This is a genomic window from Pseudoxanthomonas sp. (assembly GCF_002863005.1).
GTDB lineage: Bacteria > Pseudomonadota > Gammaproteobacteria > Xanthomonadales > Xanthomonadaceae > Pseudoxanthomonas_A.
On record NZ_PKDG01000013.1, the window covers coordinates 1 to 26,152 of the forward strand.

General features: G+C 64.5%; 20 protein-coding genes. 3 read left to right on the forward strand and 17 right to left on the reverse strand.

Features of this window, described 5'->3' with window-relative positions:
• Positions 1-1,088: 1,088 nt before the first annotated feature.
• The 10 genes from CYU89_RS03685 to rpmB all read right to left on the reverse strand — a co-directional run bounded on the left by CYU89_RS03685 (position 1,089) and on the right by rpmB (position 15,794).
• The gene (locus CYU89_RS03685; protein WP_296278872.1) at positions 1,089-1,670 is read right to left on the reverse strand and encodes a DUF1877 family protein; all 582 of its coding nucleotides are present in this window, start codon (positions 1,668-1,670) and stop codon (positions 1,089-1,091) included.
• A 68-nt stretch (positions 1,671-1,738) separates the two neighbouring features.
• Positions 1,739-2,005: a hypothetical protein gene (locus tag CYU89_RS03690; protein WP_296278873.1), complete on the reverse strand. Its 267-nt coding sequence runs from the start codon at positions 2,003-2,005 to the stop codon at positions 1,739-1,741.
• Positions 2,006-2,568: 563 nt separating this feature from the next.
• Complete coding sequence (locus CYU89_RS03695) at positions 2,569-2,799, reverse strand: hypothetical protein (RefSeq protein WP_296278874.1); 231 nt, start codon at positions 2,797-2,799, stop codon at positions 2,569-2,571.
• Positions 2,800-5,626: 2,827 nt separating this feature from the next.
• Positions 5,627-5,845 carry a hypothetical protein gene (locus CYU89_RS03700; RefSeq protein WP_296278875.1) on the reverse strand — a complete coding sequence of 73 codons (219 nt, stop codon included), beginning with the start codon at positions 5,843-5,845 and terminating at the stop codon, positions 5,627-5,629.
• A 59-nt stretch (positions 5,846-5,904) separates the two neighbouring features.
• Complete coding sequence (locus tag CYU89_RS03705; protein ID WP_296278876.1) at positions 5,905-6,381, reverse strand: DUF4262 domain-containing protein; 477 nt, start codon at positions 6,379-6,381, stop codon at positions 5,905-5,907.
• A gap of 2,361 nt (positions 6,382-8,742) precedes the next feature.
• Positions 8,743-12,213: a PAS domain-containing hybrid sensor histidine kinase/response regulator gene (locus CYU89_RS03710; protein WP_296278877.1), complete on the reverse strand. Its 3,471-nt coding sequence runs from the start codon at positions 12,211-12,213 to the stop codon at positions 8,743-8,745.
• Positions 12,214-12,276: 63 nt separating this feature from the next.
• Entirely contained in the window at positions 12,277-13,674 is a 1,398-nt protein-coding gene (locus tag CYU89_RS03715; protein WP_296278878.1) for an FAD/NAD(P)-binding protein, read from the reverse strand.
• Positions 13,675-13,715: 41 nt separating this feature from the next.
• A complete protein-coding gene (cls, locus tag CYU89_RS03720) occupies positions 13,716-15,125 on the reverse strand; it encodes a cardiolipin synthase (protein WP_296278879.1) in 1,410 nt (469 codons plus the stop codon).
• Positions 15,126-15,379: 254 nt separating this feature from the next.
• Positions 15,380-15,544, reverse strand: a complete 165-nt coding sequence (gene rpmG / locus CYU89_RS03725; RefSeq protein WP_027070918.1) for a 50S ribosomal protein L33 — start codon at positions 15,542-15,544, stop codon at positions 15,380-15,382.
• A gap of 13 nt (positions 15,545-15,557) precedes the next feature.
• On the reverse strand, positions 15,558-15,794 hold the full coding sequence (gene rpmB, locus CYU89_RS03730; protein WP_192273867.1) for a 50S ribosomal protein L28: 237 nt from the start codon (positions 15,792-15,794) through the stop codon (positions 15,558-15,560).
• Between the two features lie 349 nt (positions 15,795-16,143).
• On the opposite strand from rpmB, the gene dgcN reads away from it, so the two are divergent.
• Together dgcN and CYU89_RS03740 are read left to right on the forward strand one after the other, a co-directional pair.
• Complete coding sequence (dgcN, locus tag CYU89_RS03735; RefSeq protein ID WP_296278880.1) at positions 16,144-17,172, forward strand: N-acetyltransferase DgcN; 1,029 nt, start codon at positions 16,144-16,146, stop codon at positions 17,170-17,172.
• A 57-nt stretch (positions 17,173-17,229) separates the two neighbouring features.
• Positions 17,230-18,120 carry a LysR substrate-binding domain-containing protein gene (locus tag CYU89_RS03740; protein WP_296278881.1) on the forward strand — a complete coding sequence of 297 codons (891 nt, stop codon included), beginning with the start codon at positions 17,230-17,232 and terminating at the stop codon, positions 18,118-18,120.
• Here CYU89_RS03740 and CYU89_RS03745 read toward each other — a convergent pair.
• The 5 genes from CYU89_RS03745 to CYU89_RS03765 all read right to left on the reverse strand — a co-directional run bounded on the left by CYU89_RS03745 (position 18,111) and on the right by CYU89_RS03765 (position 23,194).
• Positions 18,111-19,826, reverse strand: a complete 1,716-nt coding sequence (locus CYU89_RS03745) for a DUF885 family protein (RefSeq protein ID WP_296278990.1) — start codon at positions 19,824-19,826, stop codon at positions 18,111-18,113. The two genes, CYU89_RS03740 and CYU89_RS03745, sit on opposite strands and share 10 nt — an antisense overlap.
• A gap of 221 nt (positions 19,827-20,047) precedes the next feature.
• On the reverse strand, positions 20,048-20,944 hold the full coding sequence (locus CYU89_RS03750; RefSeq protein WP_296278882.1) for a ParB/RepB/Spo0J family partition protein: 897 nt from the start codon (positions 20,942-20,944) through the stop codon (positions 20,048-20,050).
• The gene (locus CYU89_RS03755) at positions 20,944-21,741 is read right to left on the reverse strand and encodes an AAA family ATPase (protein WP_296278883.1); all 798 of its coding nucleotides are present in this window, start codon (positions 21,739-21,741) and stop codon (positions 20,944-20,946) included. The genes CYU89_RS03750 and CYU89_RS03755 overlap by 1 nt, the downstream gene beginning before the upstream one ends.
• A gap of 185 nt (positions 21,742-21,926) precedes the next feature.
• A complete protein-coding gene (gene rsmG / locus CYU89_RS03760; RefSeq protein ID WP_296278884.1) occupies positions 21,927-22,583 on the reverse strand; it encodes a 16S rRNA (guanine(527)-N(7))-methyltransferase RsmG in 657 nt (218 codons plus the stop codon).
• On the reverse strand, positions 22,580-23,194 hold the full coding sequence (locus CYU89_RS03765) for a 4'-phosphopantetheinyl transferase superfamily protein (protein WP_296278992.1): 615 nt from the start codon (positions 23,192-23,194) through the stop codon (positions 22,580-22,582). Before CYU89_RS03765 ends, rsmG begins: the two co-directional genes overlap by 4 nt.
• A 189-nt stretch (positions 23,195-23,383) precedes the next feature.
• Between CYU89_RS03765 and CYU89_RS03770 the strand changes: the two genes are divergently transcribed.
• Positions 23,384-23,641 (forward strand): GlsB/YeaQ/YmgE family stress response membrane protein, encoded by a 258-nt coding sequence (locus tag CYU89_RS03770; RefSeq protein ID WP_055939203.1) that lies wholly within the window; start codon positions 23,384-23,386, stop codon positions 23,639-23,641.
• 96 nt (positions 23,642-23,737) lie between these two features.
• On the opposite strand, the gene xth is transcribed toward CYU89_RS03770, so the two are convergent.
• Together xth and CYU89_RS03780 are read right to left on the reverse strand one after the other, a co-directional pair.
• Positions 23,738-24,508, reverse strand: a complete 771-nt coding sequence (xth, locus tag CYU89_RS03775) for an exodeoxyribonuclease III (protein WP_296278885.1) — start codon at positions 24,506-24,508, stop codon at positions 23,738-23,740.
• A 26-nt stretch (positions 24,509-24,534) separates the two neighbouring features.
• On the reverse strand, positions 24,535-26,094 hold the full coding sequence (locus CYU89_RS03780) for an MFS transporter (protein WP_296278886.1): 1,560 nt from the start codon (positions 26,092-26,094) through the stop codon (positions 24,535-24,537).
• Positions 26,095-26,152 lie beyond the last annotated feature (58 nt).

Sequence of the window (26,152 nt, forward strand, 5' to 3'; positions counted from 1 at the left end):
GCATTGCTGTAGCGATGGGTGGTTCTGGGGCCCGGCTTTGGCATGGGGACACTCCTGAGGGTTAGGTCAAGGTGTCCACTAAACCGTAGGAACTACCGGTTCGGCTTGAATGAATTGTTAGGCTGCGGGTCAGGGCATCTTGGCTCGCTGTTCTCCGAGGTCACCTTTGGCTTGATGCAAGGATCGCAACAAGTCTTTGGGTCATCAATCAAGATTGCGGGTTGCTCGGGAGGCGGAGGAAGCTCGGATCGCTTAATGGCACAGGCAGAAAGAAACAACGCGAGAAGAACGAACACTGCTCTGGCTGCCATTTTGGTTCCCCCGCCGCCTAACACCTTGAGTTAAGCCGACCCGCGAAGCGGGTTCGGCTTGAACGAATAGTTATGCGCCAAGGTAAGCCCGAAGCCTGCGGCCTGCAACGGGCCCGGAGCATCCGGGAGCAGGAAATCACTCGCCGCCAGCCCGTAGCAGGGTGGGGCCCGTAAAGACCGAAGCCGACAGCGACGCCGGTCCGCAAGTCGGAAGATCATCCGGAGGCCGTGCGGCGCGAAAACGATGCGTCCGAAGCCGAGTGAAGCGAAGCCAGAAGAGCGCGCCCGGCCGACTTGTATCAACAATCGATCAGCACCGAAGCCGCAGCCACCGCATGATCGAGTGGCAACCGAAGCCGACAACGACCAAAGCCCCACCCACGTATAACACCGGAATTAAGCCGACCCGCGAAGCGGGTTCGGCTTGAATGAATTGTTAGGCCGCTCCCAGCGAGCCCTGGCAGCTAAGCCCGAGATGCGCTCTGCGGCACTCAGCAGAACTGACAAGTCCTCTGCAGGTTGCTCGTAAGGATTGCCAATAGTGCCGCACTTGTCATTTCCGATTGAGGCGGATTGCCTGAGATCAAGAAGCCTCTCCACAAAATCTTGGGCGGAGCCAACCACGGGCTCAAGGTGATCAGCCACACGACTAGCCCGATCGGGATACTCGATTCTCAGTTGTTCCCAAATTGGCAATGCATCTTGCATAGCGGTCTAACGCCTGAATTAAGCCGACCCGCGAAGCGGGTTCGGCTTGAATGAATTGTTAGACGGCAACTACGTGTACCACACAACAACTGCTTGCCCTGCGCTAGCGGCCGCAGCGTAGAGCACACGGAGTTTGCGTAGATTCGGAAGAATGTACGTATCTAGCAAGTCGGTCTCCTCCATCCAGTAACCGGGGAACACTTGCATCTCATCCATGAGTTCGGGATCGAGTGCATTCCGAAGGTCGTCATCCTGCAGGGTATGCAAGGCTGCAGAAAGCTCCTGGACCTGTGCTGGATCAAACACTGCGGCGGGGCCCATGCCGCTGTCGATCACATCTATACGCTTTTCCGATCTGCCCTCAATTGCGACTAAAGGTAGGTCGACTGGGGCCGCGTCCAATCTAGCGTTGCTCTCAGCAATGAACGCATCATCTAGATCAGGGTCCGACATCACCCGCCAGTTGTGCTCGTCCTCCAGTCGCTTTGTGCTTGAAGCTAGCCAAGCAATTGGCTCCCATGCCTGATCAACGTCAATCACCTCGGCGCCAGGAAGGCTAGAGATGACTGCACTTGGATCAGAGCCAGCTCGAACGCTCAGCTGGGAAACTTGTGCAGGTGCAAGCCTTGCGTAGTTTGCAACGATGCTCACGAACTCTCCTTGCCGTCTAACACCGGAATTAAGCCGACCCGCGAAGCGGGTTCGGCTTGAATGATTTGTTAGGCGTCATCGCCGCCCGCGGGATTCTTGTCATACCAAGACTCAGAGTGAACTTCACGCTTGGCGTCCGCAATCAAAGACTCAAGCTGCGCCACAGGGACTCGAACGCTACTGCCTGATACCGCCATCTCAAAGAACAGTGTGTCATCTGCCTCATCGGCCAAAAAGCTTGCGAAGTAGCGTTCTTGGCCTTCGATCTCGCACGAGAGCTCAAGCCTCATGCCTTCACCGTGCAGTGCAGCCCAAGTAGCCTTGATCTCTTTCACGCAAGACGATGCCTCCATGACGCCTAACCCCTGAATTAAGCCGACCCGCGAAGCGGGTTCGGCTTGAATGAATTGTTAGCCCCAACCTCATGTGGCCAAGTTGGCTCGCGCTGGATTGGAAAGACGATCTCTAGCAAAGGAACATCAACCTGTGACTTGGAATCGATATCCAGAATCAGGGGCCATGATCGCTCCGAATCAGTGTAAGCGGATACGGACACTCTCTTAAGAACACCTTTGCAGCTGTCGCCTCGTAAAGCAGAATGGCCCGAGTATGTGTTAAAGCTGATAGGAATGGAGTAGCGGCCTGCTGAATCCGTGAGCGACATGGCGGGACCACTTGGCATGGAGTTCTCCGACCAAGCAACGCCCACTAGTGCAGATTTGACAGGATTGCCTTGCTTGTCTGCGACAGATCCAGAAAAGACAAGGAATCTATCGCCACACTTTGCAGCCAAGGGCGCGATAGGCGCCCAGAAAAGCATCAGAAGGACGATAACTTTCATTGGGGCTAACACCGGAATTAAGCCGACCCGCGAAGCGGGTTCGGCTTGAATGAATTGTTAGGCCGACCAGTCGATCTGCCAGCCCGACTCCGCAAAGAACTGTTGCAGATCATTGCGGCTATCAACCCACGAATCAAAGCCTCGACGCTCGTTGGGGCCCTCTGAGCCATCCCACCACTCGTGAATCAGAAAGCCACCGGTGTCGTCCGCGTCATCAGCGACCCTGACTCGGTGAGCCACTTTGCCGCTGTTGAGGATGCTGCCGACAACGTTGATGGGGATCTTCATGGCGGCCTAACACCAGAATTAAGCCGACCCGCGAAGCGGGTTCGGCTTGAATGAATTGTTAGGCCGCAACCGACAAAACGCGACCTATCCCTTTGTTACCATTCTCCCAGACTGTGAAATTAGAACCCACAGGAAAGTGCTTAAGTGCATCTGGAACTAGTAGCTGCACCGTGGCATGAAAGGTATCGCCGGGTCCAGGACTGTCCGCAAAAGTAAGGCGGGCAGACCAGTGCTCGTTGCCGATGCCAAGAATGGTGCGCCACTTACCAGATGCCAACGGAGTTGATCGACTACCGGTCTCAATCGGAAGAAGATGGATCTCGGCAACAAAGTGAGCTTTCATTGCGGCCTAACACCAGAATTAAGCCGACCCGCGAAGCGGGTTCGGCTTGAATGAATTGTTAGACCGCATCATGACCACCACCGACGGTCCTCTGGATACTCAGCCCTGACATCCACATCCGAAGGGCCGTGACACTTTATATCCCAAGCCTCTTCAGGAGTCAGGATCCGCACGCCACACATGCGTAGATCACAAGAGCGGGGCTGAGAGCCGTCTATAAGCGATATACCCCAGACCTCGCCGTCGCCGCTGCCCACACAAAGGCACGGATGAAAAGCGCAGTCCTCGTAGATCTCGCCGGGAGAGATGATGAGATCACCGAATTTGTCCCGATCTTCCATGCGGTCTAACACCAGAATTAAGCCAACCCGCGAAGCGGGTTCGGCTTGAATGAATTGTTAGCGCTCAAGGCGAAATCCTTGCGTCAACAAAGAAGACTGCTCTCAGTCTCTCGCTGCACTCAGCTTTGTCAGCCTTAATGGTATCGGCCTGCCATTGAGGGCTGACCGGAGTAATGGCCACAATCTGAGAAGGATTGACTCCGTGCTGGAGTAGGAACGTCCTGGCCGCGATTGCTCTCTGGAACCATAGCTCGTTAGCTCCTTCCTCAGTTGTGCACGCGCTACCCTCTATCCGCGCCCGAATCTCGGGGTTGCGCAACATCAGATCTGCACCTTCGTGGAGGATTGCTATTGAGTCGGGCCTCAATGTCGCACTGTTAGGGTCAAAGTTTATCCGATGAAATCTAATCTCACCCTCCGCTTCCACAGAAGAAGCGAGCGCAAGTACAGCCAAAGTCCATTTTGTTGCTCTCAGACCCATCTGAAATCTCCATTGAGCGCTAACGCCTGAATTAAGCCGACCCGCACTGGGTTGGCACCGAAGCCGATATTACCCAGAACGAACCGAAGTTAGGAAACCTGATGCGGGTTCGGCTTGAATGAATTGTTAGCCGTCATTGGCCCACCCTTTTCCATTCCGAAGACATGCGCTGGCTATGTAAGAGCTCCTCTAGCGCCCACACTTGGTAAGGCGCTACTTGGCCATAGTCCCTGACAGTCCAGCGGCCGTCTTTACCTGTCACGGTAATCTCGGCTGAGTAGTCATCTCTCCACTGGCCTGCGTACTCGGATTGGTCCGATGCGGACTGGGCTGCGTGCACCAACTGTGCAAGTCGAGCAAAGTCTCTCAAGTTGATATGCGCCGAGTATTTAATGGATTTTTCTGGTAACAGATAATCGTCGGTCAGAAATGCCTCTCCATTACGGTAGAAGGTCACTGAGTACACAGGACATCCTCCTAAGCATGGGCCGCGCTCTAGCTTGATGCTGTCGTACGGGATGAGGCTGGTCACATGTTGCGTATCCAGAATCGCGGGAGTCGACGAGATTGCTTGTTGCAGTTCGCTCCATGATGTAGTGGAAGGAGGTGCAGGTTCCTTCTGGCAGCCGGCCAGGAGCGCCGATACTAGGATTACAAGGAGTTTTTGCATGACGGCTAACACCAGAATTAAGCCGACCCGCGAAGCGGGTTCGGCTTGAATGAATTGTTAGCGCCCATGACAGGGAACTGCGTGCGTGGTCTCAATATAGCCAATTTCACTGCGGTAGTTGCCCAGCCCGACTCGGTCCGGTCCAAATGCAATGAACTTGCCAGATACTGCAATGCAATGGGTGGCGGAGTTGCGCAATTTGGCCACGAGCGTAACTGGGGCAACGACGTCGAGGCAGCTGCCTGTCGGGTCGCCGGCGTGACCGGCTGGACAGAGGTATAGAAGCGACTCTCCGAGGTCACTGAAGATCGGTGTGCCGGAAATCTGCAAGGTGCTGTCGTCACGCGCGCTTAAATCTGTATCCAATGAGGCTGGCGCGTAGCTGGTACATCCGGCTGGCAACATCAGTAGCAGAAGAGCTCGCTTCATGGGCGCTAACACCTTGAGTTAAGCCGACCCGCGGAGCGGGTTCGGCTTGAATGATTTGTTAGGCCTCTCCCGCGGTACGTGCACTGTACTCGCGCCATGACCTAATGCCTGAGAAAGGATCTTTGTCTAGGAATTCTGCAGTTGACATATCAATTGCCCGCCAGCCATTAGTGCTGCAAAACGATAGTATCTTGGGAACAATCTGATCTGACGCACGCACGTGGAGCATAAGACTCTCCGCTGGGTCCGAGTCACCCAGGTTGAACTCAACTGATCCGGCGCTACTGTCAAAGACGCCCCATGCGGGATCTGACCAGTCTGCTCCAGGGAAACTCGATGAGATGGCATCCCGCACTGCCAGGAGAGGTCCGAGCGGAAGGCTATCTCCGTCATCGGGTACATCCGATATATCGTCGTACCGACGGCTAAAGCGCTGCACCAATACATCCCAACTCACGGTTGTCTCCAGAGAGGCCTAACACCGGAATTAAGCCGACCCGCGAAGCGGGTTCGGCTTGAATGAATTGTTAGGTGTGCTTTGTCCGCAAGTCATGAACTCAGCCTCACCCTGCCCGGAATGCCCGCTGCTTTGCCGGAATGCCATGAACCTTCTCCCTAATCCCCTCTAGGATTACCAATCGTTTGAAAAACGACTTGCGGCCTTGAGATGTTTCGCCGTTCTCGTAACCCCAGAGGCAGCGTCCAATCTCATGATTGAGATCGCTCAACGGCAAAGCTGCCAGCACGTCCGGATCTTGCTCCTTGATGGTTGGGGTTGCCATTGCACGCCTAACACCGGAATTAAGCCGACCCGCGAAGCGGGTTCGGCTTGAATGAATTGTTAGGTGCCGCCCGCGACCTGTCCAAGGACTGGTTGGGCTGCACGAAACTCTGAGGTTGCCTGATGATGCCAGGGAAACAAGCCGGAACGAGATGGCCAAACAATCTGATAGAGCGGGAAGTTGTTGCCCAAGTAGTACCAGCGGGCATAACCGACGTGCTCGCGGTACTCTGAGAACGGGACCTCAGCAAAACAGCAGGAATACTGGTTGAGAAGGGCATCAGTTGGTTTGGACAAGTCGAGTGGAGCCCCAGCCTTTGCAGCGTCAGCGGCGATCGCGAGGATCTGGTGTGAGACTTTTGAAGGCAAGCCAAAGATGATGAGCTCGGGATGCCCGTAAGTTTGATGCAGGCCAATCGTAAAAGAGTACTCGACGTGCTCGCCCTCGGCCACGATGTTGACGCAGTGCCATCCATGCTCGGCAATGTCGTCAATGACTTTCTGCTCGCTTTTGTCCTCGCCAACTGTGCGAACCATGTGCGGCACCTAACACCAGAATTAAGCCGACCCGCGAAGCGGGTTCGGCTTGAATGAATTGTTAGGCTGCAGCGCCATGTAACGTTGCAACCAGCTCGCCAGCAGATTGCCTTGTGAGTGGGCGGGTGAGCAAGGGGTTGGCTAGCTCCCAGATTGCCTCAGCGACCGGCGAGAGCTGGGGAAAGCCGATGTCCTCACGGCACTCAATAGCATTGGCCCAGGCCTCTACGTCAGCATCTGAAATATCACCCGCTAGGAACCGACCGAGAATGGCCGAGATGTGCCCCGACTCCAAGGTGACCAAGTCCTCCTCCGAGTCCCAGGAAAAGGCCGATAGATCATGGGTCACGTCGGCGAGAGGGCGGCTGAAGTGAAGAAGGTCTTCTAGGTGTGATGTGCGCGTCACTGTCACTGCAGCCTAACACCAGAATTAAGCCGACCCGCGAAGCGGGTTCGGCTTGAATGAATCGTTAGGTGGGGAGCCGGTGAGGTCTTGCAACTGAGCTGGCTTAAGCGGCATGCCCTCGGGTTGCTCGTCCACAGCTTTAATCCAGAGCTGTCCGTCTGAGCGAGCCTCAACCTCAACCGGGCGTGAGGCCGAACAAAGAACGAGCATCGCTGTAGAAACCAAGAAGCGGTGGTTGACGGCGCCAAAATCGAGTGAAGACAGCGAAGTGACCGGGACAGCCGCACTATCGCTCGGCTCTAGTACAAGATCACGACCCTCCATAGGGACAGATACGTCCACCCCGGAGGAATTGAACAAGGTGACGGCACAAGCCGGATCGCCCGTGGTGGTGAGCAGGAATGCAACTAAGCCTAGAGCTACCGCCACTTTTGGCCTCCCCACCTAACACCGGAATTAAGCCGACCCGCGAAGCGGGTTCGGCTTGAATGAATTGTTAGGCCCCGATCCGTTTGCTGGATTTGCGAGCCTTGTTGTGTGAGCGAATTGCTTCAGCGCAATCAGCCTCTGTCGGAAGAGTGCGATCAGTTTCGATTGCATGCCAGCCCCCACAGTCTGGATCAGGGCAGCCGCAAGTAATAAAGCGAACCGGGTGCTTGGATAGCCCATCCCGCTTTTGGATGGCATTGGTGCGCTCCTGGCTCTTGATCACGTCAACGATCGCGCCACGTTTCAAGAATTTTCCGACCATCTTAGATGTCTCTTTCGGGGCCTAACACCAGAATTAAGCCGACCCGCGAAGCGGGTTCGGCTTGAATGAATTGTTAGGCCATCGCCTAGTGAGGGCGCAGCCGCGAATCAACCGAGGCGTCCAAGTCAGGCGTGACCACTGCGCTGACAGCATAGCTGTCGCCACCCTCAAAGTATCCATAGGGCGGCAAGACGACGCTCTTGCCCGAGGCCACAAAGGAAAGGGCAAGGCCGGACTTCCCGCGTGGCCGAATTTTTGCTGTAGCAGTGGCGCCTGGCTCGAGATTGCCCAAGGACTGTGTGAAGCCTGATCCAGATACAACGACAGACTGGAGCAAAACCCCAGAACGATTCTCCACGGACAGTGGGGTGGAATCGCTGCAGCCAGTAATCCCAAGGAGTGCAATTCCGAGTAGCAGCAGATGCCTCATAGATGGCCTAACACCAGAATTAAGCCGACCCGCGAAGCGGGTTCGGCTTGAATGAATTGTTAGGTGCCATGGCCGAGATCACTGAGCGGAGATCCTCCACAGCACGTTGTCGAATCTTGGGAGACTTTATATGGCCTGGCAAGCGGCTAAGCCAATGACTGTTGGGCCCATGCCCGCCACCACGAACAGCGGATAGGCGGCGCGACGTAGGAAGGGGCTTGCGCCGAAGGACATCTACACACTCGGCAAGCTGTGCGGCGGAAGAGAAGCGAAAAGTGAAGCCCTGTGACTCGATGCAAAGTACAGGATAGCCGCTGCGGCCCTCGGCCCTAGGTGCCGGTGGGCTGTATGACTCGGACGCGCGCCATGCGGCACCGTCTAGTTCCAGGTGAACCCAGTAGGCCATCGGCTCGTCGCGCCAGTCCTGGGTGTGCTCAATCCAGTTGCGGGCAACCTTTCCCATGGCACCTAACACCTAGTAGACCCCATTCCGGGGTAATAGCGCCGAGTATTCAGCCAAGCGGAATGGTCGTCAACGAGGGCTGGGGTTTGCCGGACAAGCGCTTCGCCGCCTTTGCAGCGAGAACCGCATCCCTGAGGCACCCGTGTTATCAGGCAGAAGCGAGGAGGTTCGGGATTATCAGGGCCTCCATCTGGTGATAGCAGGCTGGATGAATGCATGAGGCGACCGGCGGGGGACGGTGTAGATCGCGTGCTGACTGTCATCCGTGCGTTCCACGTGTCGATTCATGGTCACCATTCGCATGAGTCGATTCAGTTATCGGGCGAGGGCGGTGCATCCGGTACGTGGTGGGCGGCGAGGAAGGCGCGCAGGGAGGCGGGCTTCACGGGTTTGGTCAGCAGGCGGTAGCCGCGTTCGCGGGCTTCGCGCTTGAGTTCGTCGCGGCCGTCGGCGGTGAGCAGGGCGCCGGCGATGGGGCCGGGGCTGGCGGCGCGCAGGGCGTCGAGGGTGGCCAGGCCGTCGAGGCGGTCGTGCAGGTGGTAGTCCACCAGCATCACGGTCGGGCCTTCGGCGATCTTCTGCAAGGCTTCGTCGACGGTCGTTGCGGTGATGACCTCTGCCTGCCAGCGGCCGAGCAGGGCCTGCATGCCGTCGATGATCTCGCGGTCGTTGTCGACGCAGAGCACGCGCAGTCCGGCGAGCGAATCGCTGCCCAAGGCAGCGCGTCGTGTGCTGCGACGTTCGACGACGTGCGCGCCGCGGGGGACGATGATCGAGAACATGCTGCCGCGATCCACGGTGCTGCGCGCGTCCAGTTCGTGCTGCAGCAGGCGTGAGATGCGCTGGCAGATCGACAGGCCCAGTCCCAGTCCGCGCTCACCCCAGTCGAAGGGTTGCTGGTAGCGGTGGAACTCGTCGTAGATCTGCCGCATGTGGTTCTCGGGGATGCCGGGTCCCGTGTCCCACACCTGCAACGCGATGCGGTCGCCACGAGCGCGCATGCCGATAACGATGCGGCCAGCACGGGTATAGCGCAGGGCGTTGGCGAGGAAATTCTGCAGCACGCGGCGCAACAGGCGTCGGTCGCTGCGCACGGGAATCGCGCGCGCGTGGACGCGGAGCGCCAGTCCGCGCCCGGCGGCGACCGGGGCGTACTGCGCCGCGAGTTCACGCAGCAGTTCGCCGGCGTCGAAATCGGTGATCTGCGTGTGCAGGCCGCCGGCATCGAGGCGGGAGACATCCAGCAGGCCATCCAGCAGTTCCTCGGCGGCGCGCAGCGATGCATCCACGCGCTCGGCCAGGTGCTGCCGCTCCTGTGCCTGCGCGTCGCTGCCCTGTTCGCTGTCGCGCAGGGCGCTGACGAACAGGCGCGCGGCGTTCAGCGGTTGCAGCACGTCGTGGCTGATCGCGGCCAGGAAGCGCGTGCGGGATTGCTGAGCATGTTCGGCCGCCTCGCTACGCTCGGCGACACGCTGCTCGAGGGTTTCGTTGGTCTCCAGCAGCAGCGCTTCGGCATGCTTGAAGTCGGTGATGTCGTTGTAGCTGGTCACGTAGCCGCCACCCGGCAGCGGCTGGCCGCGCATCTCGATGACCTGGCCATCGGCGCGCACGCGCTCGAAGATGTGCGGGGAACCGGCGCGCATGTAGCGGATGCGCTTGTTGATCTGCGCGTCGATATCGCCATCGCCCAGCTCGCCGCGCTCGGCGTTGTAGCGGATCAGGTCGGCGACGGGACGGCCAACGTAGAGCATGCCATCGGGGTAGCCAAACATCTGCTGGTAGCGGCGGTTCCAGGCCACCAGCCGCATGTCGGGGTCGACGACGCTCACGCCTGCGCTGATGTTCTCCAGCGTGGTCGACAGGATTTCACGGTTGAAGCGCAGTTCCTGTCCGGCCTGGTCGAGGACCGCCACCACTTCGCCCAGTTCCATGCCCGATCCGCGCAGCACGCTGGTCAGCACGATGCGCGCCGACGCCGCGCCGATGGCGGCCGCGAGCAGGCGTTCGGTGAACTGCACCCAGGCACGGTCCGCGGGGGCGTTGGGTTGCAGGTCGCGATCGAGCAGGTGCGCCTGTTCCGCGAACGCACGGCGCGCATGGCGTTCGCCGACGACGCGCTCGGCCAGTGTGCGCAGGTCGCCGATGCGCACGCTGCCCGGCCACTCGCCGGCCACCAGGGCGGGGCGTTGCGCGTAGGGGTCGAGGAAGGGCGCGGCGCGCAGGCGCTCGTCCACCCCGGGGCGCGAGCGCGCGGAGACGATCATCATCGCGCCGGTGTTGACCAGCAGCGACCAGAACGTCCCGTGCGTCAGCGTGTCCCAGCCGCTCAGGCCGAACAGTTGTTGCGGGCGCAGCCAGCGGATGCCGAACGGACCGTCGTGCAGCCAGAGCACATCGAACCAACCGGCTTGCGTCATCGTCGGCAGCAGCAGGGTGTAGATCCACGTGGCGAAGCCGAGCACCATGCCGACTTCCACGCCGCGGCGGCTGGCACCGCGCCAGTACAGCCCGCCGATCAGGCCCGGCGCGAACTGCGCGACGGCGGCGAAGGCCATCAGGCCATACGACGCCAGCGTGCTGTCGTTGCTGCTGCTGCGGTAGTACGAATACGCCGTCAGCGCGAGCAGCAGGATCGTCACGCGGCGGATCCACAGCACGCGCGAGGCGACGTCGGCTTCGGCATGGTGGTCCGCCCAGCCGCGCCGCAGCAGCACGGGCATGATCAGGTCGTTGCTGACCATCGTCGCGAGCGCGATGCTCGCCACGATCACCATGCCCGTGGCCGCCGAGAAGCCGCCCACGTACGCGATGATCGCCAGCGCGGTGCGGCCTTCCGCCAGCGGCAGCGCCAGCACGTAGCTGTCGTCGGCCACGCTGGTGCCGCCGAAAAGCGAGGCTCCGGCGGCCGCCACCGGAATGACCATCAGCGAGAACAGCACCAGGTAGGCACCGAACAGCCAGCGGGCCTTGCGGATGTCGCCCACGTCGCTGCATTCCACCACCGCCACGTGGAACTGGCGCGGCAGGCAGACGATGGCGAGGAAGCCGAGCAGCGTCTGCGCGATGAAGCCCACCGGCGGCGCATTCTCGAACAGCGTGCGTGCCGAATTGGTGACACGGAAGGCGTTGTCGTCCAGCCACAGATAGGCGAACACGCCGACGGAGATCATCGCCACCAGCTTGACCACCGATTCCAGCGAGATCGCCAGCATCATGCCGTGGTGATGTTCGGTGGCATCGACCTGGCGCGTGCCGAACAGGGCGGCGAACAGCGCCATCAACAGTGCGACGTACAGCGCGGGGTCGGTGAAGAAGCCATGCGCACTGTCGCCGCCTTCGCCGCTCAGCACGCTCAGGCTCATCGCGACGGCCTTGTACTGCAGCGCGAGGTAAGGCACCACGCCGATCAGCGCGATCACCGTGACCAGCGCGGCCAGCCGGCGCGAGCGGCCGTAGCGGGAGGAAATGAAGTCCGCGATGGAGACGGTGTTCTCGCTGCGCGCGATCAGCGCCAGCCGCTCGATGATGCGCCAGCCGAACAGCAGCAGCAGGATCGGGCCCAGGTAGATCGGCAGGTAGCCCAGACCATTGCGCACCGCGCTGCCGACCGCGCCGTAGAAGGTCCATGACGAGCAGTAGACCGCCAGCGCCAGGCTGTAGACCACCGGGCGCAGCCACGGGCGGTCCGGGTACATCGGGCGGCGGTCGCCCCACCACGCCACGCCGAACAGCAGCGCGGCATAGCCGATCGACACCAACAGCAGGATCCAGCTGGAAACCAACGCCCTCTCCCGGCGCTCAACCCGCCGCCGAGTGTACCGGCTGCCGGGTGGCGCGGCGGCGGATCAGGATGCTGTCGGCGACAGCAGTTCGCGCACGGCGGTCTCGGCCTGCCCGCGCAGTTCGGGGATGGCGATGCTTTCCCAGACGCAGCCGATACGCAGGCTGCCGAGTATGAAGATGCGCGGCTGCACGTGGCCGTCGGCGTCCACCATGCGGCCGTCGCGCGCCGCTTTCAGCCCGATGCCGTGCGGCCCCGGCTGCGCATGGCCCTTGCCGAGCAGGTCGTGCAGCAGGGGATTGCGCATGGTCTGGGCGCGCATCTCCACGCCGGTGGCGTTGACGACGTAGTCGACATCGAATTCGTCGGTGCGGCCGTCGCGGGTGTGCGTGGTCACGCGCAGCCGGCGGCCTTCGTTCATCACCGTGTCCAACCGTCCGCGGTGGAGACGCAGCTGGCCGCGGTCGAGCAGCGCCTGCAGCATGGCGTGCACCTCCGGCGCGATGCGATGGCGGTGCACGTCCCACTGGCGCACCACGTGGCGCAGGAAACGCCGCTGGTCGTCCGTGGACATCGATTGCCACAGCGCCTGGCCATGGGGGCGGATGCGCTCCATCACGGCCTGCCAGGGCAGGCCATCGGCGACAGCCTGTCGCGCGGCCTGGCGCAGGAAGCGCAGGCGGCCACGCAGGTCGAGGGCCTGCAGCGGGGCGGGGTCGAACGTCGCCGCCCCGCCATGGCAGTGCGGCAGCGGCAGCAGCGCATGCCGGGACAGCACGTGGACCGGTCCCGCGTGGCCGTTGTCGGCCAGGCTCAGCACGGTGTCCACCATGCTCAGGCCGGAACCGATGATGCAGACCTCGGCATCGGTCGGAAGGGCCTTCACCGCGTCGAAGTCCCACGCCGCCAGCGAGCGACCTTCCGGCAGCTGCGGTGCACCGCGCGCCGGCAGCGGCTTGGGCGTGTTGCCGACCGCCATCACCACGCCGCGGGCCAGCAGGGCGCCATGTGCCGCCAGATGCAGCGTCGCGCCGTCGGCGCGTGCGTCGAGCTCGGACACGATGTCCCGCACGATCTGCAGCGACGCCGGACTGGCGGCGATCATCTCGTGCAGGCGCGTGCGCAGGTAGTCGCCGTAGCGGCGCCGTTCGATGAACGCGTGCGCCAGGTCATGGCGACCGGGGCCGCCGGCAGGCGTGGTGGCGACGACATGGTCGAGGAAATCCTCGGGGCGGTCGTCGAAGGCACTCATGCGCGCCGCAGGTACGTTGAGGACATGCTCGCCATGCGTCGTCGCATAGGCCACGCCCTGCGCCAGCACGTCGCGCGGTTCGATCATCACGATGCGCAGCGGCGTGGTCGCCTGCCGTAGCGCCTGCATCGCCGCCAGCACGCCACCCGCGCCACCGCCGATGATGGCCAGGTCGCAGGGCGGCAGGGGAAGGTTCGTCTCGGATGCCATGCCGTCATTGTAGGCGAACGGTCGATGACGTCCGCGCGCCGCTACATCAGCGAGTCCGCCAGCCGCGCGATGCCTTCTCGACTGCGCTGCCAACCGGGACGACGGCGCCAGGCATCGCGGTCGACCGCGTCCGCCTGCGCCAGGTACTCGGCCTCGATCGCGCGGATGCGCGCAACCACGCCTGCGTCATAGCAGACCAGGCCGATCTCCGCGTTGAGCGCGAACGAACGGATATCGAGATTGATCGAGCCGACCAGCGCGATGTCGTCGTCCACCGTCAGGTGCTTGGCATGCAGGAAGTGCGGGCGATACAGCGCGATCTTCACTCCGCAGGCGAGTAGTTCCTCGTAGTACGACTGCTGCGCCCACGCGGTCAGCGTCTGGTTGTTGGTGGCCGACAGCACCAGCTGTACGTCCACGCCGGACAGCGCCGCGATGCGCAGGGCGCTGAGGGTCGCGTCGTCGGGAACGAAGTACGGCGTGGTCAGGACCACCTGCCGACGCGCGAGGTGGATCAATGCGTTGACGGTGTCGCGCGCATTCTCGAACGGGTACGCCGGGCCGCTGGGCAGCAGCTGCGTCGATACGTCCTCGGACTGCACCGACAGGTCGGGCTGGACGGCCAGGCGCTCGCCCGTTTCGATGTACCAGTCGCTGGCGAACACCCCTTCCAGGTGCGACACCACGGGCCCCTGCACGCGCGCCACCAGTTCGCGGTTCGGGTGGCCGGCGACGAACACGGCATCGGCGAGGTTCTGCGAACCCACGTAGCCGATGCCGTTGTCGATCACCGCCACCTTGCGATGGTTGCGCAGGTCCATGCGGCCACTGCGGCGCCATTGCAGGCCGCCGGGCAGCATGGCGTGCACCTGCACGCCGGCCGTGCGCAGGCGCGCGGCGTAGGCACGCAGGCCGCGCTTGGCACCGACGGCATCGAGCAACAGGCGACAGGTCACGCCACGCCCGGCGGCGCGGCACAGTGCATCGGTCACCGCTTCGCCCACTGCGTCGTCGAACATCAGGTAGTACAGCAGGTGCACCTGCTGCGTGGCGGAATCGATGTCGTCCAGCAGGGCGCGCAGCGAAGCGTCGTAGTCGTCGAGCAGCGCGACCGCATTGCCGTGCGTGGGCATGAACGCGCCCTGGCGTTCGATGAGGGGCGCCATTTCGGCGGCGGCGCCTTCGCGCGGAGTCCAGCGCAGGGCGCTGAGGGGGCGCTGTTCTTCGCGGATCACGTCCGATGCGCGCGCCTGCCGCTCGATGCGTTCCCGCGAAAGCCACGGGTGGCCGAGCAGCAGGTACAGCGGCAGGCCGAGCAGCGGCACGAAGCCGACCAGCAGCAGCCAGCTGCGCGCGGCGGCCGGGGTGGTGCGGCTGGGAATCCACCACAGCGCCGCCAGGCGGATCAGCCAGTCGAGGATCAGCAGCGCGGTGCCGTAGGACCAGTCCATGGGGGGCGGGTGTCCGTGGAGGGGATGCCTGATTCTGGGCAGGCAGACGGCTAAAAGAAAACCCGCCACGGAATCCTTCTCCCCGCATGCGGGGAGAAGGTGCCCGAAGGACGGATGAGGGGCAGCTTTTGGCTCGCCGAAGCCGGAAAACAGAAAACCCCGCCGAGGCGGGGTTTCCTGAGAGGCACTGGACCCCGGCCTTCGCCGGGGTGAAATAGCGGCATAGGCGCATGCAGAGCATGCGCGCCGCTATTTCACTTGATCTTGCCTTCCTTGTAGATCACGTGCTTGCGCACGACCGGGTCGTACTTCTTGATTTCCATCTTGCCCGGGGTGTTCTTCTTGTTCTTGTCCGTCGTGTAGAAGTGGCCGGTGTTGGCCGAGGAGATCAGACGGATCTTGTCGCGCTTGGATGCCATGTGTAGTTACTCCTCAGACCTTTTCGCCGCGGGCACGCAGCTCGGCCAGAACGGAATCGATGCCGTTCTTGTCGATGGTGCGCAGCGCGTGCGCGGAAACCTTCAGCTTGACCCAGCGGTTCTCGCTGGCGACCCAGAAGCGGCGCTCGTGCAGGTTGGGCAGGAAACGACGACGGGTCTTGTTGTTGGCGTGGCTGACGTTGTTACCCGTCATCACACGCTTGCCGGTCACTTGGCATACGCGGGACATACGCACCTCGATAAGTAATTGTGTCGCCCATAGCCCGGGAGACGGCGGCCCGGCGGACGGCCTGCAGGGCAGGACGGACACCACGCGATACGGCATGAAAACCGCTGCTGACCCAAGCCGGAATCGCGTTTCCGGCCGCAGATCCGGACATGCCGGACGCAGCGAGCCGCGCATTATGCGTGGGTTCTCCTTTGCGCGCAAGCACTTACGGCGGTCCGCCGGCTCGCATAGCCGGCCTGCCGACCCCAACCAGGGGTTATGGACCCCGCGCGGTTTTCGATTGGCCGCCCCTGGCGCCCTTGGCTACGGTGTCGGGGCCGGAAGCCGCCGGTGTCCAGGAGCAATGAGCATGTCCGAGTCTGCCAGCTGGGGACCCCCTTACCTGCTCTACTTGGGTAACGCACAGGACGATCTGGCCGCCAAGACCGCCCGTGGCCTGGCCTACTGGCGGCCGGAATGGTGCGTGGGCCAGGTCCGCGGGCCGCACTGCAAGACCAGCGTCGGGCTGCCTGACCTGGATGTCGGGCAGGCGCAGGCCGCCGGCGCCCGGACGCTGCTGGTCGGCGTGGCCAATGCCGGCGGTGTGATGGATGGCGATACCGTGGCGGCCGTGCTGGCCGCGATGGAGGCGGGACTTCATGTGGCCTCGGGCCTGCACCAGCGCCTGGCCGAAGAACCGCGCATCCGGGAGGCGGCCGACAGATTGGGCCGCGTGCTGTTCGATGCCCGTCGCCCGCCGGCACTCGAGGTGGGCAAGGCCGTGCCGCGTGCCGGGAAGCGCCTGCTCACCGTCGGCACCGACTGCTCGGTGGGCAAGATGTACACCACGCTGGCGCTCGAGCGCGAACTCCGGTTGCGCAACATCGCGGCGGACTTCCGCGCCACAGGGCAGACCGGCATCTTCATTGCCGGCGGGCGTGGGGTGCCGATCGACGCGGTCGTCGCCGACTTCATTTCCGGCGGCGCGGAATGGGTCTCCCCCGCACGCGACGATGGTGGCTGGGATCTCATCGAAGGGCAGGGTTCGCTCTTCCACCCGTCGTTCGCTGGTGTTTCGCTGGGCCTGCTGCATGGCGCGCAGCCGCATGCGCTGGTGCTCTGCCACGAGCCGACGCGCCAGCACATGCGCGGCCTGCCCCACTACGCGCTGCCTGCGCTGGAGGAGTGCCTCGCCGCGAACCTGCAAGCGGCGCGCCTGACCTCGCCGGGCGTGCAGGTGGCGGGTATCGCGGTGGACACGTCGCGGCTGTCGCGCGAACACGCGGCCAGCCTGTGTTCCCACGTCGAGAAGCGCTTCGGCCTGCCATGCCAGGACCCTGTCGCCGACGGCGTGGCGCGCATCGCGGACCGGTTGCTGGAGCTCTATCCGCCCGCCTGATCGCCGGGGAGGCGGGTCGGGGCTACGTATGATGGGAGCCACCGGGAAGGGGACTGCATGCGCCTGCGCCATATCGAACTGTTCCAGGCGCTGCTGCAGGCGGGCACCCTGACCGGCGCCGCGCGCCTGCTGCACATCTCGCAGCCGGCGGCCAGCAAGTTGCTCCAGCACGCCGAAACGGGATTGGGCTTCGCGTTGTTCGAACGCGTGAACGGACGCCTGGTGCTGACGCCGCAGGGCCGAATGATGCGCGAGCACATCGAGCGTGTCGGCGACGAACTGGCCGATCTCGACCGCCTGGCCCGCAATGTGGTCGCGCCGGGCGGTACGGCGTTGCGGGTGGTGGCCACGCCGACGCTGGCCGGGGCGCTGCTGCCGTCTGCGCTGCGCCCATTGTCGGCGCGCTATGCCGATGCCCAGGTGCAACTGCTGACGCAGCACACGCGGGAGATCGTCGATGCACTGCGGTTGCGCGATGCGGACATCGGCCTGACGTTGCAGGCGGTGCATGTTCCCGGCATCCGCCAGCTCGTATTGGGCGAAAGCCGCGCGCATGCGATCGCACCGCCCGGCTACTGGAGTGATGACGCCATGCGCGAACCACTGCCGCGGTCGGCCCTGGCCGGCCAGGTGATGGTCGGCCTGGACGTGAGGGACGCCCTGGGGCGTGCCGTACGCCAGCATCTGCAGGATCTCGCACCGCCGCCGCGCATGCGCATCCTCGTGCAGACGTACCCGCTGGCGCGCGCGCTGGTCGCCGATGGGCATGGCGTGGCCGTGGTGGACGCCTTCACCGCGCGAACGGCGGGGCCCGCCGTGCAGGTCCGCCCGCTCGATCCGCCGCTGGCGGTAACGCTGCACGCGCTGCTGCGCGACGGCGAGCCGCCGATGCCGGTGCAGCGGCACTTCATCGACAGCGTGAAGCGGCTGGCGCGCGATTACGGGTGAGCGGCGAGCGCCTGCTTGCGTTCGCGCGTCCAGGCACGGATCTGCTCCTCCAGCACCGGCAGCGTCACCGATCCCTGCTTCAGCACGGCGTCGTGGAAGGCCTTGATGTCGAACGCCGGTCCCAGCGCCTGCTCGGCTTCGCCGCGCAGGCGGACGATGGTGATCTCGCCCAGCTTGTAGCTCAGCGCCTGCGCGGGCCAGGAGATGTAGCGGTCGACCTCGGTGGTGACTTCGTGCTCGGACAGGGCGGTGTGGTCGCGCAGGTAGGCCAGGGCCTGCTCACGCGTCCAGCCCTTGTGGTGCACGCCGGTGTCGATGACCAGGCGAGCGGCGCGCCACATCTCGTAGGTCAGGCGCCCGAAATCCTCGTACGGCGTTTCGTAGATGCCCATCTCCTTGCCCAGCTTCTCGGTGTACAGCGCCCAGCCTTCGCCGTAGGCGGAGATGTAGTTGTCGCGCCGGAATGCGGGCTGCTCGCCCTGTTCCTGCGCCAGCGCCGCCTGCAGCGAGTGGCCGGGCGAGGATTCGTGCAGCGTGAGCGCCGGCAGGTTGTAGAGCGGGCGCGAGGGCAGGTCGTAGGTGTTGAGCCAGTAGGTACCCAGGCCGCCGCGGCCGGCGGTCCAGAACGGAGCGATGTCGGCCGGCACTTCGACGATGGTGAAGCGCCCGCGCGGCAGCGTGCCGATGAACTTGCCGACTTCACCGTCCACGCGCTTGGAAATCCACGCCGCGCGGTCTAGCAGCTGCTGCGGCGTTTTCGCGTAGAACTGCGGATCGGTGCGCAGGAAAGTCAGGAATTCGGCGAACGTGCCCTTGAAACCGGTCTGCTTGATCACCGCCTGCATCTCGGCCTGGATGCGCGCGACTTCCTCCAGGCCGATCGCGTGGATCTGTTCGGCGGTCAGGTCCAGCGTGGTGTATTCGCGGATCTGCTGCGCGTAGAAATCCTTGCCGCCCGGCATCGCTTCCGCCGCCAGCGTGGTGCGCGCTTTCGGGACGTATTCGGTACGGAAGAACGTCAGCAGCGTGCCGAACGCGGGCACGACCTGTTCGCTGATCGCCGCGCGCGCTTCCTTGCGCAACGCTTCCTGCTCGGCCGCGGGAATGCTGGCTGGCATCTTCCTGTAGGGCGCGTAGAAGGTGGACTGTTCGGGGTCGCGTTGTTCGGCGACCGCGGCAATCGACACGTCGCGCCCCTCCAGCACCGCGCGCGGCACGGTGAAGCCGCGCTTCAGTCCGCTGCGCATGTTGGCGATGTGCTGGTCGAAATGGCGCGGCACATCGCGCAGCCGCGCGGCGTAGGCGCGGTAGTCGTCGGCGGACTTCATCTGCCGGCGCGCCATGAAGGACAGGTTCGACCAGAACGACGAGTCGGAATTGAACGGCATCTCGTACGCCCGCAGCCGCACCTCCGCCGCCAGGTTCTCCACCTGCGGGCGGTAGATCGCGAGGTTGATGCGGTTGTCGGCGGACAGCGCCCCCGCGTCGAGACCGTCCAGGTCCTTCAGCACCTGCTCCCACACCTTCAGGCGTGCCTGCTGCGTCGGGGCGTCGACATCCGGCAGGCGACGCTTGTCGCCACTGGTGTCGGTGTCTTCGTCGGCCTGGCCGGTCTGTTCCTGGCGCCATGCCCACTCCTTCTCGTAGATCGCCTGGAAGCGCTTGTCGGCGTCGGAGGGAGCGAAGGCGAGCGCGTGCAGGGGCATGCAGGCGAGCAGCAGGGCGGCGGTACGGAATTTCAAGGCGGACATCCGGTGGAAGCGGAAACCGGATGGTAATGCAGGGGCCATCTGCTCGTCCGGAGCGCATGGCCTGCGGTTGTGGGAGCGACGTAAGTCGCGGGCTTCTTGCTTGTCGGTGAATCAGGCTCAGCGCTATCGCGACTTACGTCGCTCCCACATGCCACCTTCCCACAACAGCCTGAGCCTCAACCCTTCGGGCGCAGCCGTTCCAGCACGCCGTCCAGCGTGTCCAGGTCGGTGTACTGGATGATCAGCTTGCCCTTGCCGCCGCGACCGTGCGCGATGGTCACGCGCGTGCCGAGGCTTTCGGACAGCTCGGTTTCCAGCGAGGCGATGTCCGGCTGCGGCGCGGCCTTGGCGGGCTTGGCCTTCTTGCCGCTCACCGGCACCTTGCCGGCGGCGAACTGCTGCGCGCGGTGTTCGACTTCGCGTACCGACCAGCCCTGTTCGGCGGCGTCGGAAGCCAGCTTGCTGGCCAGGTCCGGCGACAGCGTCAGCAGGGCGCGTGCGTGGCCCATTTCCAGGCGACGGGCTTCGAGCAGGGCGCGGATGGCCGGGGGCAGTTCCAGCAGGCGCAGCAGGTTGGAGACCGCGGCGCGCGAACGGCCGACGGCTTCGGCGGCCTCGGCGTGGGTCAGCGAGAATTCGTTGATCAGGCGCTGCAGCGATTGCGCCTCTTCCAGCGGATTGAGGTCTTCGCGCTGGATGTTCTCGATCAGCGCCATCGCGATGACGGTGCGGTCGTCGAGCTCGCGCACGACCACCGGCACTTCCGCCAGCCCGGCTTCCTGCGAGGCGCGCCAACGGCGTTCGCCGGCGACGATCTCGAACTTGCCCGCCGAAATCTCGCGCACGACGATCGGCTGGATGACGCCCTGCGCCTTGATCGACTCGGCCAGCTCGGTGAGCTTGGCGGCGTCCATCTGCATGCGCGGCTGGTACTTGCCCGGTTGCAGCTGCTGCACGGGGAGCGTGCGCAATGCTTCGCCCGGCTGCGCTTCCGGCGGGGGCGTCTCGGCGGCCTTCGGGCCGAGCAGGGCTTCCAGTCCGCGACCCAGGCCGCGCTTCTTCGGGGCGCTCATCACGCGTGCTCCATGTGCTGCTGTTGCTTCTTGCGGTCGGCCGCGCGGCGCAGGATCTCGCCGGCCAGGCCCAGGTAGGCCACGCCACCGCGCGAGGCGCGGTCGTAGCCGACGATGCTCTGTCCGTGGCTGGGGGCCTCGGCCACGCGCACGTTGCGCGGCACGATGGTGCGGAACACCTTGTCGCCGAAATGGGTGGTCAGTTCGCCGGACACGGCATTGGCCAGGTTGTTGCGGATGTCGAACATCGTGCGCAGCACGCCTTCGATCTCCAGGCCCGGGTTCAGGCGCGCGCGCAGCGCCTCGATGGTTTCCATCAGCGCGGACAGGCCTTCCAGCGCGTAGTACTCGCACTGCATCGGCACCAGCACGGAGTCGGCGGCGGTCAGCGCATTGAGCGTCAGAAGCGACAGCGCGGGCGGGCAGTCGATGATGATGAAGTCGTAGTCGCCGCGGATGGGCTGCAGCGCGCTCTTGAGGCGCTGCTCGCGGCCATCGGCATCCATCAGCTGGATTTCCGCCGCGGTCAGGTCGATGTTGCCCGGCATCAGGTCGAAGCCTTCGGCCGTGGTGACCACCGCTGCCTTGGCATCGACCTCGCCCAGCAGCACGTCGCAGGTGGATGCTTCCACCTCGCGCTTGTCCACCCCGCTGCCCATCGTCGCGTTGCCTTGCGCATCCAGGTCGACCAGCAGCACCCGCTGCGGCGCGCGGGCGAGCGCGGCGGCGAGGTTCACGGCGGTGGTGGTCTTGCCGACTCCGCCTTTCTGGTTGGCGACGGCGATGATGCGGGCCATGCGAGGGCGCCTTGGTCAGGTCCGGGGTGAGGGGGGATTATGCGGGCTGGGGCGGGGCCGTGCGAAATCAGGAGTACGGGCAACACGGCGGCAGCCGGTCACCGTGTCCGAAGATCCCCACGGATCCCGAACCGGGCGCCAGTCTTTTCAACGGCTTAGGTCGCGCGGGCGCATGCCCGAGGCGCTCAGTCGCGACGCACGACCACCATGTGGCGCTCGCCGACCAGGCCGGGCACGGTCAATGGCTGGATCGTGTCCACCGACCAGCCGCCCGGCAGGGCGGCGATCTCGTCGTCCGGGCGCACGCCCTTCATCGCTAGCAGCGCGCCGCCGGGCTTCAGCAGGTGGCCACCGACGGCGATGATGCCGGCCAGCACGTCGAGCGCGCGCGCGGTAAGTGCGTCGTAGGCCTGCGGTTCGTCGAGCGCTTCGGCGCGCGATTCGGCCACGCGCGCGTTGTCGAGTTTCAGCGTGCGCACGGCTTCGCGCAGGAAGCGCGCCTTCTTGCCGTTGCTCTCCACCAGGGTCACCCGCAGACCGGGCTTGGCGATGGCCAGCGGGATGCCGGGCAGGCCGGGGCCGGTGCCCAGGTCGGCCAGCACGCCGCCGCGCGCGGCGAGATCGTCCACGAACGGATGCATCGCCAGCGAGTCCAGCAGGTGGCGGGTGACCATCTCGCGCGGGTCGCGGATGGCGGTGAGGTTGTAGGTCTTGTTCCAGCGATCGAGCAGGGCCAGGTAGGCCAGCAGGCGCGGCGCCAGTGCCTCGGCGTCGAGGCCCAGCGACACCAGGCCGCGGTGGAGGTCGTCGCGCTGGTCGGCGGGAAAGGCAGTGTCGTTCATCGCGGCATTATCGCAGGCCGCCATGCCGCACCGCGCGGATGCCAGGCCAGCGCGGCGCGGTAGCCGGGTGCGGGGGACCATTCGTGCAGGCGCCAGTCGTTGGCCTTGCCGAGCGCGGGATCGCACGCGGCCAGGCGCGCGCCCTCGTCGTCGAGGTCCACGTGGAAGCGATGCAGGCCGAAGGAAATCCCCTGGCCATGCGTCTTGAGCACGGCTTCCTTGACGCACCACAGTCGCACGAACGCGAGCAGGCGGACCTCATCGTCCTCGATGGCGTGCAGCCAGCGAGTTTCCTCGGGGTGGTAGAAGCGGTGCGCCAGTTCCATCGCGCGCGGACGCGGGCGGAGGTGTTCAACGTCAACGCCCAGCTCGACGTCTTCGCCCAGTGCCAGCAACAGCGCGTCGCCACTGTGACTCCAGCCGGTCTCCAGGTGGTGCAGCGGCGCGATGAAGTGTGGCCGACCCTGTGCATCACGAGTGATCGGTAGCGCCTGCGGCGGCATGTCCAGCGCACGCGCGAGATGCGCGCGCGCAGCGGGCTCGCCGCGTTGCCGTGGCGTATGCGGCAGCAGCCACAGCGCGATCCCGTCGCGTCGCCAGTCCGCCGGCATGTCGCGCCAACTCACGTTAGCGACGCTGCGTCGTGGTGCGGCACAGCGTGCAAGCCTGGGGTGATGGCGCTATCAAGCACGGGCACGGAAGCTTCCCCCACGGAGTTAACGACGGTTTCACGCAGTGCGTTGGAAATTGAAGCGTGCCCCGCGCCAAGGGGTCCTGTCCATCGAGGGAGAAGCAACGCAATGAATTTTCTCATCTATCTGATCGTGGGTGGTATCGCCGGCTGGCTCGCCAGCATCGTCATGAAGCGCGACGGTTCCCAGGGCATCATCCTGAATGTCGTGGTCGGCATCATCGGCGGCTTCCTGGGCGGCTGGCTGCTGCCGACGCTGGGCCTGGGCCTGGGCGGCGGCTGGGTCGGCTTCCTGCTCACCGCCTTCATCGGTGCGGTGGTGCTGCTGCTGATCGTGAACCTGTTCACGCGAGGCCGCGCGAGGTAACGGTTCCGCTGCGGCCGCGTGCGCGTTCGAGACGCACCCAAGGCCCGTGGCACGAAGAAGGCCCGGCATCCGCCGGGCCTTCTTCATGTCCGTGGTTCATCCGCCCAGCCGCACCCACGCAGGCGCATGGTCGCTCGGTCGCTCCCAGGTACGCGGCTCGCGATCGATGCCGGATTCCACCGCATGCGCGCGCAGCGCGTCGGAGACCAGCGTCAGGTCAATGCGCAGGCCCAGGTTCCGGCGCAGACCGCCCATCCGGTAATCCCACCAGCTGTAGACGTTCGCTTCGTCGCTGCGCAGGCGGAAGGCATCGTGCAGGCCCAACGCATAGAGGCGCTGGAGTGCGGCGCGCTCTGCGGTCGAGGTCAGGATGTGGTCGTCGTTCCAGACCTTGGGGTCGAACACGTCGCGATCGTCCGGCGCGATGTTGAAGTCGCCCATTACCACCAGCTTCGGATGCGCCTGCCGTTCGGCGGCGATCCAGTCGTGCACCGCGTCCAGCCAGCGCAGCTTGTAGGCGTACTTGTCGGTGCCCACGTCCTGGCCGTTGACCACGTAGAGGTTGATGATGCGCACGTCGCCGACGGTCGCGGCGATCACGCGCTTCTGTTCGTCCTCGAACCCGGGAATGCCCACCTGCACGTCGCCGATCGGCTCGCGCGACAGCAGCGCCACGCCGTTGTAGGTCTTCTGCCCGGCGAACACGCTGCGGTAGCCCGCCTCCGCCAGCGCGGTGTCGGGAAACTTGTGATCCTCCAGCTTGGTTTCCTGCAGGCCCACCACATCCGGCGCGAACGCACCGAGCCATTGCGTGAGGTGCGGCAGGCGCACGTTGAGCGAATTGACATTCCAGCTGGCGATTTTCATGGCGGGATTCTAAGCGAGGAAGCGGGTCAGGCGTCCGTCGGGACGTGGGCGGTCGTTGCGGCATGCCCCGCGCCTTCGCCATCGCGCATCAGGCGAGCGGCCATCCACGCGGCGAGCAACATCATCGTCATGCCGAACACGGCAATGGCGCGCATCGCGTCGGTGAAGGCGATGCGTGCGGTGTCGCCGATCGTCGTTCCCGCCGTTCCGCCGACTTCGTGCGCGACGGTCACTGCGCCACCCAGCGTCGACAGCGCGCGTGTCGCGTCCGCATCGGCCAGCGTCGGTGGCAAGGCGGGGTCCAGCCACAGACGGTAGGCCAGCATGCCGAGGCTGCCCAGGATCGCGATGCCCAGCGCGCCGCTGAGTTCGGCACTCGTCTCCGCGAGCGCGGACGCGGCGCCCGCGCGTTCCGGCGGCGCTGTGGTGATGATCAGTTCGTTGCCCACGGTGAACACCGGTGCCATGCCCAGGCTCATCGCCAGCATGCCGGCGATCAGGATCCACAACCCGTAGGGTGGCATGACCAGTCCGGTGATGCCGAAGCCCACCGCGGCCAGCAGCAGCCCGCGCACCATCACCCGCCGTGCACCCCAGTGGCGCGCCAGCTTCGGTGCCAGCAGCGAGCCGACGGTGAAGCACAACGACCATGGCACCGTCGCGATGCCGGCCTGCAGTGGCGTCAAGCCGAGCACCAGCTGCAGGTACTGGGTCATGAAGATGTAGACGCCCATCATCGACAGGCCGGCCAGCGCGTACGCCACGATGGCGGCGGAGAAGGCCGGGCGCTGGAACAGCGTCACGTCCAGGAACGGATACGCAAGATGCTTCTGCCGACGGACGAACAGCACGCCCAGGATCATGCCGGCCACCAGCACGAGGATGCCTCGCGGATCGATGCCGTACTCGGCGATGCGCTTCAATCCGTAGACCACCGCCAGCACGGCGAACAGGGATTGGACCATGCTGGCCGGATCCAGCTTGCCCGCCTCGGGGTCGCGGTACTCGGGCAGCAGCTTCGGCCCCAGCAGCAACAGCAGCACCATCACTGGCACCGCGGCGAGGAACGCCGCGCCCCACCACCACCATTGCAGCAACAGGCCGCCGACCAGCGGGCCGATCGCGCCGCCGACCGAGAACGCCGCGATCCACACGCCGATGGCGAACTGGCGCTCGTGTTCGTCATGGAACATGTTGCGGATCAGCGACATCGTCGAGGGCGCCAATGTTGCGCCCGCCACGCCAAGCAACGCGCGCATCGCGATCAGCATCTCCGCGCTGCGCGAGAACGCGGCGATCACCGAGGCCGCCGCGAACGCCGCCGCGCCGATCAGCAGCAGCTTGCGACGGCCGATCCGGTCGCCCAGCGTGCCCATCGTGATCAGGAAGCCGGCGACCAGGAAGCCGTACACATCGACGATCCACAGCAACTGGCTGGCGCTGGGGTCCAGCTCGGCGCTGATGGCCGGCAGTGCGAGGTTCAGCACGGTCAGGTCCATCGCATAGACCATGCAGGGCAGGGCGATGATGGCCAACCCGATCCATTCGCGGCGGGTGGCTTTGGCGGGTACGGCGGTCGTCGACATGGCGGTCCGGCAGGGGGTGTCATCCCGTTCGACGAACGGGCATGCCGATTCTCGACCA

Excerpts from the sequence above, each read along its gene's own strand:
- CYU89_RS03695 (WP_296278874.1), bottom strand. The coding sequence starts at position 2,799 with ATGAAGATCCCCATCAACGTTGTCGGCAGCATCCTCAACAGCGGCAAA.
- CYU89_RS03700 (WP_296278875.1), bottom strand. The coding sequence starts at position 5,845 with ATGGCAACCCCAACCATCAAGGAGCAAGATCCGGACGTGCTGGCAGCT.
- CYU89_RS03705 (WP_296278876.1), bottom strand. The coding sequence starts at position 6,381 with ATGGTTCGCACAGTTGGCGAGGACAAAAGCGAGCAGAAAGTCATTGAC.
- CYU89_RS03715 (WP_296278878.1), bottom strand. The coding sequence starts at position 13,674 with ATGGCATCCGAGACGAACCTTCCCCTGCCGCCCTGCGACCTGGCCATC.
- cls (WP_296278879.1), bottom strand. The coding sequence starts at position 15,125 with ATGGACTGGTCCTACGGCACCGCGCTGCTGATCCTCGACTGGCTGATC.
- rpmG (WP_027070918.1), bottom strand. The coding sequence starts at position 15,544 with ATGGCATCCAAGCGCGACAAGATCCGTCTGATCTCCTCGGCCAACACC.
- rpmB (WP_192273867.1), bottom strand. The coding sequence starts at position 15,794 with ATGTCCCGCGTATGCCAAGTGACCGGCAAGCGTGTGATGACGGGTAAC.
- dgcN (WP_296278880.1), top strand. The coding sequence starts at position 16,144 with ATGTCCGAGTCTGCCAGCTGGGGACCCCCTTACCTGCTCTACTTGGGT.
- CYU89_RS03740 (WP_296278881.1), top strand. The coding sequence starts at position 17,230 with ATGCGCCTGCGCCATATCGAACTGTTCCAGGCGCTGCTGCAGGCGGGC.
- CYU89_RS03745 (WP_296278990.1), bottom strand. The coding sequence starts at position 19,826 with ATGCCCCTGCACGCGCTCGCCTTCGCTCCCTCCGACGCCGACAAGCGC.
- CYU89_RS03750 (WP_296278882.1), bottom strand. The coding sequence starts at position 20,944 with ATGAGCGCCCCGAAGAAGCGCGGCCTGGGTCGCGGACTGGAAGCCCTG.
- CYU89_RS03755 (WP_296278883.1), bottom strand. The coding sequence starts at position 21,741 with ATGGCCCGCATCATCGCCGTCGCCAACCAGAAAGGCGGAGTCGGCAAG.
- rsmG (WP_296278884.1), bottom strand. The coding sequence starts at position 22,583 with ATGAACGACACTGCCTTTCCCGCCGACCAGCGCGACGACCTCCACCGC.
- CYU89_RS03765 (WP_296278992.1), bottom strand. The coding sequence starts at position 23,194 with ATGCCGGCGGACTGGCGACGCGACGGGATCGCGCTGTGGCTGCTGCCG.
- CYU89_RS03770 (WP_055939203.1), top strand. The coding sequence starts at position 23,384 with ATGAATTTTCTCATCTATCTGATCGTGGGTGGTATCGCCGGCTGGCTC.
- xth (WP_296278885.1), bottom strand. The coding sequence starts at position 24,508 with ATGAAAATCGCCAGCTGGAATGTCAATTCGCTCAACGTGCGCCTGCCG.
- CYU89_RS03780 (WP_296278886.1), bottom strand. The coding sequence starts at position 26,094 with ATGTCGACGACCGCCGTACCCGCCAAAGCCACCCGCCGCGAATGGATC.